The 13,834-nt window shown below is 67.7% G+C and carries 14 protein-coding genes and 2 riboswitches; of the genes, 5 read left to right on the forward strand and 9 right to left on the reverse strand.

The window, feature by feature from the left end:
* Window positions 1-11: 11 nt before the first annotated feature.
* From AAIO73_RS15380 to AAIO73_RS15400, 5 genes are read right to left on the reverse strand one after another with little or no spacing between them, the layout of a single operon-like run.
* On the reverse strand, window positions 12-1,289 hold the full coding sequence (locus AAIO73_RS15380) for a pilus assembly protein CpaE (RefSeq protein WP_345879072.1): 1,278 nt from the start codon (window positions 1,287-1,289) through the stop codon (window positions 12-14).
* Entirely contained in the window at window positions 1,289-1,957 is a 669-nt protein-coding gene (locus AAIO73_RS15385; RefSeq protein ID WP_345879073.1) for a CpaD family pilus assembly lipoprotein, read from the reverse strand. The genes AAIO73_RS15380 and AAIO73_RS15385 overlap by 1 nt, the downstream gene beginning before the upstream one ends.
* An 11-nt stretch (window positions 1,958-1,968) precedes the next feature.
* On the reverse strand, window positions 1,969-3,630 hold the full coding sequence (locus AAIO73_RS15390) for a type II and III secretion system protein family protein (protein WP_345879074.1): 1,662 nt from the start codon (window positions 3,628-3,630) through the stop codon (window positions 1,969-1,971).
* Window positions 3,630-4,679, reverse strand: coding sequence for a Flp pilus assembly protein CpaB (gene cpaB, locus AAIO73_RS15395; protein WP_345879175.1), 1,050 nt, complete (start codon window positions 4,677-4,679; stop codon window positions 3,630-3,632). The genes AAIO73_RS15390 and cpaB overlap by 1 nt, the downstream gene beginning before the upstream one ends.
* Window positions 4,680-4,723: 44 nt before the next feature.
* Window positions 4,724-5,197 carry an A24 family peptidase gene (locus AAIO73_RS15400; protein ID WP_345879075.1) on the reverse strand — a complete coding sequence of 158 codons (474 nt, stop codon included), beginning with the start codon at window positions 5,195-5,197 and terminating at the stop codon, window positions 4,724-4,726.
* Window positions 5,198-5,243: 46 nt separating this feature from the next.
* Between AAIO73_RS15400 and AAIO73_RS15405 the strand changes: the two genes are divergently transcribed.
* The 4 genes from AAIO73_RS15405 (at window position 5,244) to AAIO73_RS15420 (ending at window position 9,261) form a co-directional block, all read left to right on the forward strand.
* Entirely contained in the window at window positions 5,244-6,203 is a 960-nt protein-coding gene (locus AAIO73_RS15405; protein WP_345879076.1) for an alpha/beta fold hydrolase, read from the forward strand.
* Complete coding sequence (locus AAIO73_RS15410; RefSeq protein ID WP_345879077.1) at window positions 6,200-7,291, forward strand: NAD(P)/FAD-dependent oxidoreductase; 1,092 nt, start codon at window positions 6,200-6,202, stop codon at window positions 7,289-7,291. The genes AAIO73_RS15405 and AAIO73_RS15410 overlap by 4 nt, the downstream gene beginning before the upstream one ends.
* 75 nt (window positions 7,292-7,366) lie before the next feature.
* The gene (locus AAIO73_RS15415) at window positions 7,367-8,944 is read left to right on the forward strand and encodes an aldehyde dehydrogenase (NADP(+)) (RefSeq protein ID WP_345879078.1); all 1,578 of its coding nucleotides are present in this window, start codon (window positions 7,367-7,369) and stop codon (window positions 8,942-8,944) included.
* Between the two features lie 173 nt (window positions 8,945-9,117).
* On the forward strand, window positions 9,118-9,261 hold the full coding sequence (locus AAIO73_RS15420; protein ID WP_345879079.1) for a hypothetical protein: 144 nt from the start codon (window positions 9,118-9,120) through the stop codon (window positions 9,259-9,261).
* A gap of 321 nt (window positions 9,262-9,582) precedes the next feature.
* On the opposite strand, the gene AAIO73_RS15425 is transcribed toward AAIO73_RS15420, so the two are convergent.
* The 4 genes from AAIO73_RS15425 to ispH are packed head-to-tail and all read right to left on the reverse strand — an operon-like array spanning window position 9,583 to window position 12,600.
* Window positions 9,583-10,248 carry a spermidine synthase family protein gene (locus AAIO73_RS15425; RefSeq protein ID WP_345879080.1) on the reverse strand — a complete coding sequence of 222 codons (666 nt, stop codon included), beginning with the start codon at window positions 10,246-10,248 and terminating at the stop codon, window positions 9,583-9,585.
* Window positions 10,245-10,697, reverse strand: a complete 453-nt coding sequence (gene rnhA, locus AAIO73_RS15430) for a ribonuclease HI (RefSeq protein WP_345879081.1) — start codon at window positions 10,695-10,697, stop codon at window positions 10,245-10,247. Before rnhA ends, AAIO73_RS15425 begins: the two co-directional genes overlap by 4 nt.
* Window positions 10,694-11,647, reverse strand: a complete 954-nt coding sequence (gene thrB / locus AAIO73_RS15435; RefSeq protein ID WP_345879082.1) for a homoserine kinase — start codon at window positions 11,645-11,647, stop codon at window positions 10,694-10,696. The genes rnhA and thrB overlap by 4 nt, the downstream gene beginning before the upstream one ends.
* Complete coding sequence (ispH, locus tag AAIO73_RS15440) at window positions 11,647-12,600, reverse strand: 4-hydroxy-3-methylbut-2-enyl diphosphate reductase (RefSeq protein WP_345879083.1); 954 nt, start codon at window positions 12,598-12,600, stop codon at window positions 11,647-11,649. The genes thrB and ispH overlap by 1 nt, the downstream gene beginning before the upstream one ends.
* Window positions 12,601-12,780: 180 nt before the next feature.
* Here ispH and AAIO73_RS15445 point away from each other — a divergent pair, with 180 nt between their 5' ends.
* Window positions 12,781-13,431 (forward strand): hypothetical protein, encoded by a 651-nt coding sequence (locus AAIO73_RS15445; protein WP_345879084.1) that lies wholly within the window; start codon window positions 12,781-12,783, stop codon window positions 13,429-13,431.
* 168 nt (window positions 13,432-13,599) lie between these two features.
* A riboswitch (glycine riboswitch) is annotated at window positions 13,600-13,688 on the forward strand.
* Window positions 13,689-13,797: riboswitch (glycine riboswitch) on the forward strand.
* Window positions 13,798-13,834 lie beyond the last annotated feature (37 nt).

The raw sequence follows: 13,834 nt of genomic DNA on the forward strand, positions 1-13,834 counted from the left end.
CGCCCGCGCCCCTACTTCTTCGCCTTGACCGGCAGGCGCGCGCGCAACTTAGCGAGCTTGCCGACCAGCGACGTACCACCCTTGCCCGAATCGGCGGCGTCGTCGTCCTGGTCCTCGGTCAGGCGGCAGAGATGTCGCGCCAGATCGACCAGTGGTGCGATGGCGCGATTGCCCTTTGCCGCCTCGGCCAGCGGCTTGCCGAGCTTTGCCGACTGTGCCGCCAGCCTGCCGTCGAACGCCATGGCGAAGTCGAGCTTGCGTTCGATCGACCCCTCGAAATCCTTGCGGCTGATCTCCTGCGCGCCCACCGGATGGACGCGGTTGGCGAACAGCACGACCTTTACGTGCGGGGCGTTGGAGCGGAACCAGGACAGCAGCCGGATGGTGTCGCGTGCCGCCGCCAGCGTCATTTCGGTAACGATGACCGCGGTCTGCACTTCCTCGATCAGATGCGGATGATTGACCAGCATCGTCCGCGGCAGATCGACGATCGTGCATTCGAACGCGTTCCGCATCTCCTCCTGCAACTGGTAGAAGGCGCTGCCGTCGGTTTCGATCGGGGCGTTGATCGGCGCTTCGGCCGACAGCACCGACAGCCGTTCGCCCGCGCGCACCATCGCGCGTTCGATGAACAACCCGTCGATGCGGCTGGGATTTTCGATCGCGTCGGTAAGACCCCGACCGGGTTCGAGGTCGAGCGCCAGCGCGCCGGTACCGAAATGGACGTCGAGGTCGAGGAGCGCGGTGCTCCGCTTTTCCTGTTCGCCCATTAGCCACGCGAGCGAGGTCGCCACGGTCGATGCGCCCGCGCCGCCGCGCGTGCCGATGACCGCCGTCGCGCAGTGCGGGCGTTCGACGGTCGTCTCCACCGCCTTCGGCGCGTTGAGAAGCGCATGCGCCTGCAGGATCGAATCGCGCACCATGTCGGGATGCAGCGGTTTCAGCAGATAATCATGGATGCCGCTGGCGATGAGGTCGCGGTACAGGCGGACGTCGTTGACCTGTCCGGTGGCGATCACGATCGTGCCGGGTTCGCACACCTCGGCCAGGCCGTTGATGTCGTTGAGAGGATCGCCCGATTCGGACAGGTCGACGAACAGGACGTTGGGGCTGGTCGAGACCGCCAGCGTCTGCACCGCATTGCGCAGCCCGCCCTTGAGGACCTTTTCGATCGGCCAGCCATGTTCGGTGGCAACGGAGCGCAGCGTGTCGGCGGAGAATTCGTCGCAGACAAAGGCGACGAACGGTTCGCGCTGTGTCGTCTTGCCGAGGGAGAAGGGTGCGTTCATCAGTTGCTGCTCCCGCCCGATCCGCCGCTGCCGCCGCTGCCGCCAGCGCTGTTGGCGTTGCCGACGCTGTTGGTGACCTGTCCGCCATTGCCGCTGGGCGCGGCGCGACGCAGCGCGCCGACCGCCTTGCTGTTGACCATCGTGTCGGTGGTGCCCTGTGCCGACTGGCCGAGGACAAGATCGCCGGGGCGGGCGACCATCGCGGCGAGGTTCGCATTGGTGGCGCAGCCGAAATCGGACGAGGTATGCGCGTCGAAATTCGGCTGATAGGTGCGCGAGTTGTCGGGGCAGCCCGGTACCGATGCCGTCATGCGCGATACGACGACGCGCACCGTGCCCGGCGCGATCGCGCCAGGCGTCGGGGGAACGCTGTCGGCCAGCAACAGCCCGACCCGTGCGGCTTCCGCCGCGACGTCGGCCTGTACCGCGCCGTCGCCGCCATCGATGCCAATCTCGTCGCCATAGCGTAGCCGCATCGCTTCGAGCCAGCCGGCGAGGCGGGCACGTTCGCCAGGGGCAAGGCCGTCGGGACCGGCGGCGACGTCGAAGGCAAAGGCGGCGCGCGTCACCACCGGCTGATGCACCGATTCGACGCCGCGATTGACGGTGCCGGAACAGCCGGCGACGGCGATGGCGGAGCCGAGTGCGAGGATGCGGAAGAGGGTCATCGAAGCGTGCCTCACTGGATGCTGAAGCCGGGGGCGACCGGTTCGGCCTTGCGGCTGCCCTTGCGCGGGGCGGGCGGGACGGTGTCGCCGGTCTCGGCGGCGGGCGCGACCGGTACCGGTGCGGTCAGGCCGATCGCCGGACGCGCGGGGGCCTGTGGCGCCATGGTCGGCACCGGACGCGGATCCGGGCGGCGCTGCCCCTGCAACTGTCCCAACAGCACGCGTTCGATATCGCCGGGGGCGGAATAAGCATCGGTCGGCAGCGCGATGCGCGACTGGCTGTCGACCGGCTTCACCAGGTAGGGAGTGATGACGATGACAAGTTCGGTTTCGTTGCGACTGAAGCCGTTCGAACGGAACAGCGAACCGAGGATCGGCAGATCGCCGAGGCCCGGCGCCTTCTCAATCGAATTGTCATGGCTGTTCGACAGCAGGCCGCCGATCATCATGCTCTGTCCCGACCCCAGTTCGACCGTGGTTTCGGCGCGGCGGGTGCTGAGCGCCGGGATAGTCGTACCGTTCAGCTGCACCGATCCGGCGGCCGAGAGCTGCGACACTTCGGGCCGGACGCGCAGCGAGATGCGGCCATCGGACAGGACGGTCGGGGTGTAGGCGAGGCTGACGCCATATTGCTTGTATTCGACCGATACCGCACCCAGTCCCTGCGCGATCGGGATAGGGATTTCCCCGCCGGCGAGGAACGATCCGGTTTCCCCCGACAGGGCGGTCAGGTTCGGATTGGCGAGCGTCGTCACCTGTCCGATCCGTTCGCCGAGGTCGAGCGCGCCGAGTAGTTCGAGACCGAGAAGCCGGCCGGCGAGGTTTAGGGTGGTGCCGGTCGCGCTCTTGGCCGGGAAGCCGAACAGCGTGCTGCCTGGACGCGCGCCGTTGACGTCAACCGGTCCGGCGTTGGTCGGGGTGCCCGGCACGGTCGTGATCGTCCCTTGCCGCCCTTGGGCAATGCCGAACAGGAACCCGCCCGAATTGTCGCGCGAGGTCAGGTTGACGCCGATGTTCTTGACGAAGCTGCGGCTGACCTCGGCGATGCGGACCTGCAGATTGACCTGCAACGGGGTAGCCAGCTTCAGCCGGTTGACGACGCCGACCTTCAGCGCCGCGTTCGGATCGGAGGTCGATACGCCCGGGTTGAGCAGGGTCAGCACCAGCCGCTCGGCCTGTGCGCTGTCGGCGGGCGAGGCGATGGTGCCGTTCAGCACCGCAAGCTGGCCAACGGTGGTCACGCGGATATCGGCCTCGGGCATCGCGGCCTTCAGCATCCGGTCAAGCGAGGTCAGGTTCTGGCCGACTCGGACATTGGCCGAATAGACGACCGCACCGCTGGCGTTGGTGGCGAAGACCGTCGCCTCCCCATCGGCCTTGCCGAACAGGTGGATCTGGCGCGGATTGCCGACATACACGTCGGCGACGGTTGGGTTCGAGACCCAGACATCGACGACGCTACCGGGAAGGGTAATGAGTTCACCCTGACCGATCGAGAGCTGCACGTCGGTGGTCGGGCGCTGCGTGCCGGCGGCGGGGGTGCCGATGCGGGCGGCGCGGACGCTGCGCGCATCGGGTGCCGGAGCGGCAGCGGCGGGTAGCGCGGGTCCGGCGACCAGCGCGATCGACAGCGTCGCCGCCAGCGATCGCTGGAGCAGGCAGATGGCAGGCATTATTTGTTCCCCCCGACCGACACGTCGGTCACATCGTTGCCGCGGGTGATCCGCACCGTGGGACCGCGCGATATCGGCGCCGCGGCTGGAGCGCCGGATGCGGGGCCGGCCGCAAGCGTCATGGCGCCGCCGCCGGACCGGTCGACATTGTCGGTGCCCTTGCCGGGGATCGAGCTGCGCTGGAACCGCGATACGTCGGCACCGGTCGAGAAGGTCGACGGGCCGTCGAGCGGACGGCTGGCGATGCGGTCGAGCGCGGCCTTTTCCGCCTTCGCATCCCCGTTCGCCGGCAGTTGCACGTCGCCGCTGGCGATCGCTTCCTCGAGTTCGGACTTGTTGTCGGCGATCGAGCGCAGCGACAGCGACAGCGTGCCAACGGTCTGCGCGACCGCGATCTTTTCGGCGATGCGCGGCGTCGCCTCGACGGTGACGGTCGAATAGGTCGATACGACGGTTTGCCCCTGATCGTCGCTGTTCTTGTCGGTGCGCTGGTCGGTCGCGAGTACGCGCAGGTTGCGCAGGAACGTCTCCGACGCCTTCAGCGGCGGACCGTCGCCGCCGCCCTCCACGGTCTGGGTCAGCACGAGGTCGACCCGGTCGCCTGGAAAGACGAAGCCCGCGACCGCGCTTTGCGCCGATACCGGGACGGTCACCGCGCGCATGCCCGGCCCGAGCGCCGCCGCGAGGAACCCGCGGTCGCCGGGCTTTACCAGCGAGCCTTGGGTAATCGGTTGTCCGGCGGGGATCGCGAAGCGGACGACCGTTCCGACCAGGCTGCGCGAATCGGGCGAGGATTCAAGGAAATAGGCGTTCTCGACCAGTTCCTTCGGCCAAGGCTGGAACCGCAACGCGGCGGCGTCGATGATCGTGCCGACCGGCAGCGCCTTGGTCGCGACCAGCACGCGGGGACCATCGACCGGCGCTTCGGCAGGTATGCTCGCAACCGCGACCGGCGCCGCTGCCCCGGCCATCAGGCTGCGCGCCATCAACGCCGTCATCGCGGCGATGACCAGTGCGCCGGCCAACAGGAACAATTTGCGTGAGTCCATGACCTCGTTGGCCTTTCCGTTCGTCTGGCCGGTTTGATTCGTGGTCAAATATGACCGGAATGGGTTAAGATCGGGTTCGCAACTGCCAGCATGCCTGCAAGGGCGATGGCGATACCGTAGGGAATTTCCGGTACTTGCCGGTCGCGACGCCACCAGCGATCGATCAGGAACAGGATCGTCAACGCACCGCCGAGCAGCGACATGACCAGCAGCATCGACAGCACGGCGCCCGGCGGCAGCCACAGCGCCAGCGCGCCGATCAGCTTCACATCGCCGCCGCCCATCTGTCCGGCGGCATAGGCGGCGACGAACAGGGCGAACACGGCGAGCGCAACGCCCGCCTGCCACGCCATGTCGATGCCCGACAGGTCATTGGCCCACCACCACAGGGGTGCCAGCAGCGCGATCGCCGCATTCTTCCAATTGGCGATTTCGCGGGTGCGCGCATCCTCGATCCCCGCCGCTGCCAGCAGCAGGACGAGCGCGAAGGCCAGCCACGGAACGAGATTTCCCTCCATGTCGTTAAGACTAGACGTAAGGGGTTGCGAAACCGTAACCGAACCCATGGCCGCTCACGCCCTGTATCGTCGCGCGATTCCCGCCGCCGCCGCCATCACGACCTGGCATGCCCCCGATGGCTGGGCGCATCGCCGGTTCGACTGGGGCGCGCCGACCAATGTCCGCCCGCGCGGGTCGCTGCTGTTCCAGACCGGACGCGGCGATGTGTTCGAGAAATATCTGGAGGCCTTCGCGCATTGGCATGTCCGCGGGTGGAGCATCACCGCCTTCGACTGGCGCGGGCAGGGCGGGTCGGGCCGCTGCACGCCGGCGGGCGATTGCGGCGATATCGACCGGTTCGAAACCTATCTCGACGATCTGACTGCCTTCTGGAACCAGTGGGATGCGGTCGGGCCGCGTGCGATCATCGGCCATTCGATGGGCGGGCATCTGGCGCTGCGCGCGGTGGTCGAGCGGCGGATCGATCCCGCCGCCTGCGTGCTGGTTGCGCCGATGCTGGGGCTGCGCTCCCCAGTCGGGCCGCGTTTCGGCGAGCGGATGGCGCGGGTGCTGGGCGCGATGGGCAGCCCGCTGAGACCCGCATGGAAGGGAAACGAACGCCCGCACACCATGCGCCCGCGTGAGGCGATGCTGACGCACGACCCGGCGCGCTATGCCGACGAATTATGGTGGCACAGCGCCAATCCGTCGCACCATACCGGCCCGCCCAGCTGGCGCTGGGTGATCGATGCGTTCCGGTCGACCCGCGAACTGCGCGGCGATCCGCGGCTGGCGGAGACGCGGGTGCCGGTGCAGATGCTGGTCGCCGACACCGATGCGCTGGTCGATCCGCGCGCGGCGATCGAGATTGCCGGGCGACTGCCCGATATCGAACTGCTGCGCTTCGGTGCGGAGTCGGCGCACGAGATTTTGCGCGAGGCCGATCCGGTGCGCAGCAAAGCCATTGCGGCGATCGACACCTTCCTCGACGCCCGTGCGCCGGCGCCGCACCGGACGCACGCGTGACGCGGCGGCGGGTCGCGATCATCGGCGCGGGGATGGCCGGGGCGAGCCTCGCTGCCGAACTGGCGCCGCACGATGATGTGGTGCTGTGCGAGGCCGAGTCGCAGCCGGGCTATCACGCGACCGGTCGTTCGGCGGCATTCTGGTCGGAAACCTATGGCGGTCCGCTGGTCCAGCCGCTGACGACGGCGTCGGGGCCGCTGCTACACGCCCCGCCCGCCGATTTCGCCGAACGAGGTTTCCTACGAACGCGCGGCGAGTTGTTGTTGGCGCGTGACCCGGCGGTGCTGGACGCTCTGGCGCAGAATTTTGCGAACAGCGGCGTGCCGATCGAACGGCGCGATCCACATGGCGTGGTGCCGGGACTGCGCGGCGAATGGCATGCGCTGTGGTCGCCTGGTTGTGCCGATATCGATGTCGGAGCGCTGCATGCCGCCTATCTCGCCAAGGCCCGGCGCAGCGGCGTGCAGCTAAGGTGCGATGCGCGGCTGGCCGGCGTGCGGCGTGTCGGTGACGGCTGGCAGCTGGACACGGCGGCGGGGACCATCATGGCCGATATCGTCGTCAACGCCGCGGGGGCATGGGCGGATGACGTCGCCGCGTTGTTCGGGGCAGTACCGTTCGGCATTCGACCCTATCGGCGGACGGTGGTGCAGGTACGGGTCGATCCGCCGGCATCGCCCGACCTGCCGTTGGTGATCGACGCGGCGGGGGGTTTCTATTTCAAGCCCGAGCCGGGCGGGCGGCTGTGGCTGTCGCCGCACGACGAAACGCCCGACCGGCCACACGACGTAGCACCCGAGGAGATCGACGTCGCACTGGCAATCGACCGGTTCGAGGCAGCGGTCGACTGGCGGGTCGAGGTGGTCGAGCGGCGCTGGGCTGGCTTGCGCAGCTTTGCGCCCGACCGGTTGCCGGTCTACGGTTTCGACAAGGACATCCCCGGCCTTTTCTGGTGCGCAGGGCAGGGTGGCTTCGGCATTCAGACCGCGCCGGCCGCCGCACAGCTCTGCGCGGCACTGCTCGGGCACGGCGATGTGCCGCAAGGGGTCGACCCGGCCGCCTATTCGCCGCATAGATTGTCGGAGTAATATTCGAGTCGACTTTACGTTAGCGCTATCAATCCCTATCTCCCGCGCCAACGCTATTAGCCCAAGAGGATGCACATGACGATCACCGGCGAACTGTTCCTGGGGTCCAAGCGGGTTGCCCGCGACGATCTGTTCCAGGCCTATGACCCCGCGACCGGCGCGCTGTTCGGCGAAGGTTTCTCGAAGGGCACCAAGGAAGATGCGGAAGAGGCCTGCGCCCGTGCCGCCGAGGCTTTCCCGATCTATGCCGCGCTTCCGCTCGAGCAGCGTGCCGGTTTCCTCGACGCGATCGCCGACGAGATCGAGGCGCTGGGCGACGAACTGATCGAACGCGGCAGCCGCGAAACCGGCCTGCCGACCGCGCGCCTGACCGGCGAGCGCGGCCGTACCTGTGGCCAGCTCCGCCTGTTCGCCAAGGAAGTGCGCGACGGCGCATGGCAGCAGCTGCGTATCGACCATGCCGATCCGGCGCGTGCTCCGGTGCCCAAGCCCGACCTGCGGCTGCGCACGATCCCGGTCGGTCCGGTCGTGGTGTTCGGTGCGTCGAACTTCCCGCTCGCCTTCTCGACCGCCGGTGGCGATACCGCGTCGGCACTGGCGGCCGGCTGCCCGGTGATCGTCAAGGCGCATCAGGCGCATCCGGGCACCGCCGAACTGGTCGCGCTGGCGATCATCCGCGCGGCGGAAAAGACCGGCATGCCCGACGGCGTCTTCTCGATGGTGTCGGGATCGGGTCAGGTGATCGGCACCGCGCTGGTCGCCGATCCGCGTATCCAAGCGGTCGGCTTCACCGGTTCGCGCAGCGGCGGCACCGCGTTGATGAAGGTCGCGCAGGAACGCCCGCAGCCGATTCCGGTCTATGCCGAAATGTCGTCGATCAACCCGGTCGTGCTGATGCCCGAAGCGCTCAAGAACCGCGGCGAAGCGCTGGCCAAGGGCTATGTCGGGTCGCTGAGCATGGGGGCGGGCCAGTTCTGCACCAATCCGGGTCTGGTGCTCGGCATCGACGGGCTGGAACTGGACGCGTTCCTTGACATCGCGGGTGACGCGCTGCTCGGCACGCCGGCACAGGTGATGCTGAGCGACGGCATCCACAAGGCGTTCGAGGAAGGCCGCGCCAAGCTGGCGTCGAGCCCGGCGGTGACGCTGGTCGGCGAGGGACAGGAGCCGGAAGGTCCGACCCGTGGCCGCGCGGCGATCTTCGCCGTGTCGGGCAAGGACTTCATCGCCGATCCGGCGCATGCGCACGAAGTGTTCGGTATGTCGTCGATGGTCGTGAAGTGCACCGATGCCGACGAACTGGTCGAAGTGCTGTCGAAGCTGGAAGGGCAGCTTACCGCTACGCTGCAGATCGACGAGGGCGATTATGAGGATGCCCGCAAGCTGATCCCGGTGCTGGAACGCACCGTCGGCCGCATCCTGTGCAATGGCTGGCCGACCGGCGTCGAAGTGGGGCATGCGATGGTCCATGGCGGGCCGTTCCCGGCGACCTCGGACGGGCGCACGACCTCGGTCGGCACGCTCGCCATCCACCGCTTCCTGCGCCCGGTGTCGTATCAGGACTTCCCGGAAGCGCTGCTCCCGGAAACCCTGCGCGAAGGGAACCAGCAGGGTGCGCTGGCGCGGATCGACGGGGCTTGGACGGTCGGCTGATAGCCGTTTAATCCGCTAACGCGGATGCGGTACCGGCCCGCTCCCCCTCCCGACCACCCACAGCGTATCCTGAATGGGTGGTCGGGAGGGGGAGCGGGCCGGTACCGTGCGCAAGGACATAAGCGGGCGGCGGGTCGTTGATCCGCCGCCCCTTTTCGTTTTGGATGGCGCGCATGGACGACGATACGATTATCGATACCCCCGAAGGCCCGAAGCGCTGGGGGGACTGGAAGAGGAAGAACCCGGTGCAGGTGCCGTCGCGGCGGACCAAGGGGAAGGATCTGCCCAACAGGGTGAAGATCCGGACGGATGAATAGCCGTTTGGCTGGCACTGGTGGTGGGAGAAGGGTGCGGACCGCCTCCGATCCGTTCGTCCTGAGTAGCCGCTGAGCTTTGTCGAAGCGGCGTATCGAAGGACCGCCTGCGGCGGATTGCTTCGATACGGGCCTTCGACTTCGCTCAGTCCCTACTCAGCATGAACGGTCGGGGCTCTTAGTCTCTCCCCGCCCGCTCCGTTTGGTTCGAGCAGCTTCGAGCTTGCCGAGAAGCGTCCGTCGAGAACGAGCTGTTTGGGGCAGGCAGGTTCTCGACCGGCTAGAACCGAACGGAGTTAAGGGTTCGAGATGAACGGAGGTGAGTTACCGCCGCCCGGCCAGCCAGATCACATGCCGCGCGCCCTTGGTCCCTCTTGCCCGCACCACCTGTTCGTCGACCGCATAGCCGCTGTCCTTCAGCCGCTTGGTGAACGCCGCATCGGCATAGGCCGACCAGATCGCCAGCACGCCCCCGACCCTGAGCGCGCGCTTCGTCACCTGAAGCCCCCGCGCCGAATAGAGCTTGTCGTTGCCGGCATGGGTCAGCCCATCCGGCCCATTGTCGACGTCGAGCAGGATCGCGTCCCAGCCGCCATCCTCGATCGACCACGCCACATCGCCCACCGCGATCCGCACGCGCGGATCGTCGAGGCAGCCGTCGAAGAGTTGCGCCAGGGGACCTCGCGCCCATTCGACGATCTTGGGGACCAGCTCGGCGACCACTATCTCGGCATCGGCTGGTAGAATCTTCAGCGCTCGGCGGAGCGTGAACCCCATGCCGAGGCCGCCGATCAGCACCCTTGCACCCTTGCGTCCGGTCAGGTGTGCGCAGCCGAGATCGGCCAGCGCCTCTTCCGACGCCGACATGCGGCTGCTCATCAATTCGTTGCGGTCGAGGACGATCATGAAATCGTCGCCGCGCTGGACGAGGCGCAGTTCGACATTGTCGCCGGGCACCTGTGCGGTGTCGATCAGAACGCGTGGGATCATTGGGTCAAGGCCGCGTCGCTGGCGAGCTTGTCGGCCCGCTCGTTATCGGGGTGGCCGGCATGGCCCTTTACCCACACCCATTCGATGCGGTGGGGCTTGGCGGCGGCGAGCAGTTCCTGCCACAGTTCGGCGTTCTTGACCGGCTGTTTCGCGGCGGTCTTCCAGCCATTCTTCTGCCAGCCTTTGATCCATTTGGTCAGGCCGTCCATCACATAGCGGCTGTCGGTCGACAGGATCACGCGGCACGGGCGCTTGAGAGCCTTCAGCCCCTCGATCGAGGCCATCAATTCCATGCGGTTGTTGGTGGTGACCTTTTCCCCGCCCGACAATTCGCGTTCGCGGCCATCGGCGGCGCGCAGCACCGCGCCCCAGCCGCCGCGCCCGGGATTGCCCTTGCACGCGCCATCGGTCGCGATTTCCACGCGGGGGAGTTCGGGGGTGTCGGTCATGCGAAGGCGGTCGGGTTCGCGTCGTACCAGTCGAGCCGGCGCAGATAGGCGAGCGGGTCCTTGCGCGTCACCAGCGCGTCGGCGGGCGTGTTGATCCAGTCCCATGCGCGGGTCAGCAGGAAGCGGATGCAGGCGCCCTTCGCCAGCAGCGGCAACGCGGCGACCTCTGCTTCGGTAAGCGACGCCTGCGTGCGATAGCCGGCGAGCAGCGCCTGCCCGATGGCGGGGTCGAGCGGCGCGCCCTTCGCGTCGAAGCTCCATGCCGAATGGGTGATCGCGACGTCATAGGCGACGATGTCGGTGCAGGCGAAATAGAAGTCGATCAGCCCGGTCACCCGGTCGCCGAGCATCAGCACGTTGTCGGGAAACAGATCGGCATGGATCGCGCCGGTCGGAAGGTCGGTGGGCCATGCAGCGACGACCGCGTCGAGCGCCGAGCCGACCCGCGCGCGCAGGCCCGGCTGGATCGAATCGAGCTGCTGCGCGCAGTCGGCGAACAGCTTCGGCCATGCCGCCACACCCATCGAGTTGACGCGCTTCGGTGCGAAGCCGGTCAGGCTGCGATGCATCGCGCCGAGCGCCGCGCCGGCGGCATGCGCCTGTTCGACCGTCGGATGGCTGACCGACACGCCCGACAAGAATTCGATCAGGCAGGCGGGGCGACCCTGCAGCCTCTGGATCACCTGTCCCGTACGATCGGGCAGCGCGCGCGGCACCGGGTTGCCCGCGTCGGCCAGCGCATCGATCATCGCGAAGAAGAAGGGCAGGTCGGCCAGATCGACCCGCTTCTCATACAGCGTCAGGATGAAGCGACCGGTGGTAGTGTCGACCAGATAGTTGCTGTTCTCGACCCCTTCCGCGATCCCCTTGGCCGAGATCAGTTCGCCATGGTCGTAAGCGGACAGGAAGCGCGCGAGCGCCTCCGCCGACACCTGCGTATAAACGGCCATCAGGCGGCTTCGAGACCGCGCGGCAGCTTGAACGCGATCGTCTCGCGCGTCATCTCGACCTCGCGCTCGGTCACCTCGAACCGCTCGGCGATACGGTCGACCAGTTCGCGGACCAGCACCTCGGGGGCCGAGGCGCCGGCGGTGATGCCGAGCGTGCCGACACCCTCGAGCCATGCGAAATCGAGTTCGGCGGCGCGCTGGATCAGGCGGGCGCGCGTGCCCTCGCGCTCGGCGACCTCAACCAATCGTACCGAATTGGACGAATTGGGTGCGCCGATTACCAGCATCATGTCACAGCTTTGCGCGATCGCCTTCACCGCATTCTGCCGGTTCGACGTGGCGTAGCAGATGTCGTCGGCCTTGGGCGCGACGATGGTCGGGAAGCGGGCGATCGTCGCCTCGACGATGGCGCGGGTGTCGTCGACCGACAGCGTCGTCTGCGTCAGGAAGGCAAGGTTGTCGGGGTCGGCAGGCTGGAGCGCGGCGACGTCCTCGACCGTTTCGATCAGCGTCATCTGGCCGGCGGGAACCTGACCGAAGGTGCCGATGACTTCGGGGTGGCCGGCATGCCCGACGAACAGGATGTGGCGGCCGCTGGCGACCAGCCGTTCGGCCTGGCGATGGACCTTCGACACCAGGGGGCAGGTGGCGTCGAGATATTCGAGCCCGCGTTGGCTGGCGGCGGCGGGGACCGATTTGGGCACGCCGTGTGCGGAGAAGACGACCGGCACGCCATCGGGCACCTGATCCAGTTCCTCGACGAACACCGCTCCCTTGGCGCGCAGCGAGTCGACCACGAACTTGTTATGGACGATCTCGTGCCGGACATAGACCGGCGCGCCGTGCTTCTGGATCGCCAGCTCGACGATCTGGATCGCGCGGTCGACGCCGGCGCAGAAGCCGCGGGGGGCGGCGATCAGCAGTTCGATGACGGGGCGGTGGGTGTCGGTCATAGCCCAAGCGCTTACAGCTTGTTGGCGGGCGCGCCAAGCCGTGCGCGGTTTGAGGAGCGGGCTGTTGCCCCCTACCTCGAAAGCGACTCGATTGCTTGCGCGCGCGAAAGCCGGTTCCTATGAAGCGTGCGATCAGGAGGCGCGGCATCGCCGCACCCGTGCATAAGGTATCGTGTTCCCGTGACCCTCCGCAAAACTGCCGCCATCGCCGCCGTCGCCGTCCTGGCCTTGAGCGGCTGCAAGCGTACCGGCGAACTCGACGTAACGCAGGGCGTCGGCATTTCGGCGGTGCGATCTGCCTGTCCGGTGGCGGGCGTCCCGGCGGGGACCGGTGACATCACCCTGTTCGACCCGCCCGCCAGCCGCGAGGCGAAGGCGATCGACGTCGTCGCGACGTTGACCAATGTCCGCGCCAACTGCGCCGAGGGCACCGACACCATCAACAGCACGCTGACCTTCGACGTGCAGGCGCGCCGCAACAACACGCAGGGCGCGCGGACGGTCACGCTCCCCTATTTCGTGTCGGTGGTGCGCGGCGGCACGCAGGTCGTATCGAAGCGGGTCGGGCAGGTGACGCTGAACTTCGCCGATGGGCAGCCGCGCGCGCAGGCACAAGGGCAGGGGAGTGCGATCGTCGACCGCGCCGCCGCGACGCTGCCGCAGGAGACCCGCGACCAGATCAACCGCCGTCGCAAGCCCGGAGATCAGGACGCGGCGGTCGATCCGCTGTCCGATCCGGCAGTGCGGCAGGCGGTGCTCGCCGCGACCTTCGAGGCATTGGTCGGCTTTCAGCTGACCGATGAGCAGCTGAAGTATAACGTTACGCGGTGAAGCCGGCGCGGGCGGGCAGCGGCTTCGCCTCTGTCGTTCCCGCCTGCGCGATAATCACGGGGGCAAGGTTTGAAGCGCCAGGTGCCGATAGCGCACCATCCCCGCTTTCCCGATTGACTAATCCCGGCCCCCGAGCCAGAGCTTGGGCCATCCAAAGGCTTACAGCCGACGCCATGCGCGGGAGAGTGCGGAGCAGTCCGCCGCCGAAGGAGCAACCGCCCCGGAATCTCTCAGGCAACAGGGACCGCGCAACTGGCACAAGATACTCTGGAAAGCGTCGCGGCCGTAACGGCCGGACCACCGAAGGGGTAAGCCGGGCCAATCGCCCGTGCGAAAGCTCTCAGGTTCCGTGACAGAGGGGGCGGCGACCGAACCGGCACCATCGTGCCGTCGGCCGTCGTTG

Origin of the sequence: Sphingomonas epibiotica (genome assembly GCF_039615155.1) — a bacterium.
Lineage (GTDB): Bacteria > Pseudomonadota > Alphaproteobacteria > Sphingomonadales > Sphingomonadaceae > Sphingomonas.

Coding starts and splice junctions, on each gene's coding strand:
- AAIO73_RS15380 (WP_345879072.1), bottom strand. CDS start 1,289: ATGAACGCACCCTTCTCCCTCGGCAAGACGACACAGCGCGAACCGTTC.
- AAIO73_RS15385 (WP_345879073.1), bottom strand. CDS start 1,957: ATGACCCTCTTCCGCATCCTCGCACTCGGCTCCGCCATCGCCGTCGCC.
- AAIO73_RS15390 (WP_345879074.1), bottom strand. CDS start 3,630: ATGCCTGCCATCTGCCTGCTCCAGCGATCGCTGGCGGCGACGCTGTCG.
- cpaB (WP_345879175.1), bottom strand. CDS start 4,679: ATGGACTCACGCAAATTGTTCCTGTTGGCCGGCGCACTGGTCATCGCC.
- AAIO73_RS15400 (WP_345879075.1), bottom strand. CDS start 5,197: ATGGAGGGAAATCTCGTTCCGTGGCTGGCCTTCGCGCTCGTCCTGCTG.
- AAIO73_RS15405 (WP_345879076.1), top strand. CDS start 5,244: ATGGCCGCTCACGCCCTGTATCGTCGCGCGATTCCCGCCGCCGCCGCC.
- AAIO73_RS15415 (WP_345879078.1), top strand. CDS start 7,367: ATGACGATCACCGGCGAACTGTTCCTGGGGTCCAAGCGGGTTGCCCGC.
- AAIO73_RS15420 (WP_345879079.1), top strand. CDS start 9,118: ATGGACGACGATACGATTATCGATACCCCCGAAGGCCCGAAGCGCTGG.
- AAIO73_RS15425 (WP_345879080.1), bottom strand. CDS start 10,248: ATGATCCCACGCGTTCTGATCGACACCGCACAGGTGCCCGGCGACAAT.
- rnhA (WP_345879081.1), bottom strand. CDS start 10,697: ATGACCGACACCCCCGAACTCCCCCGCGTGGAAATCGCGACCGATGGC.
- thrB (WP_345879082.1), bottom strand. CDS start 11,647: ATGGCCGTTTATACGCAGGTGTCGGCGGAGGCGCTCGCGCGCTTCCTG.
- ispH (WP_345879083.1), bottom strand. CDS start 12,600: ATGACCGACACCCACCGCCCCGTCATCGAACTGCTGATCGCCGCCCCC.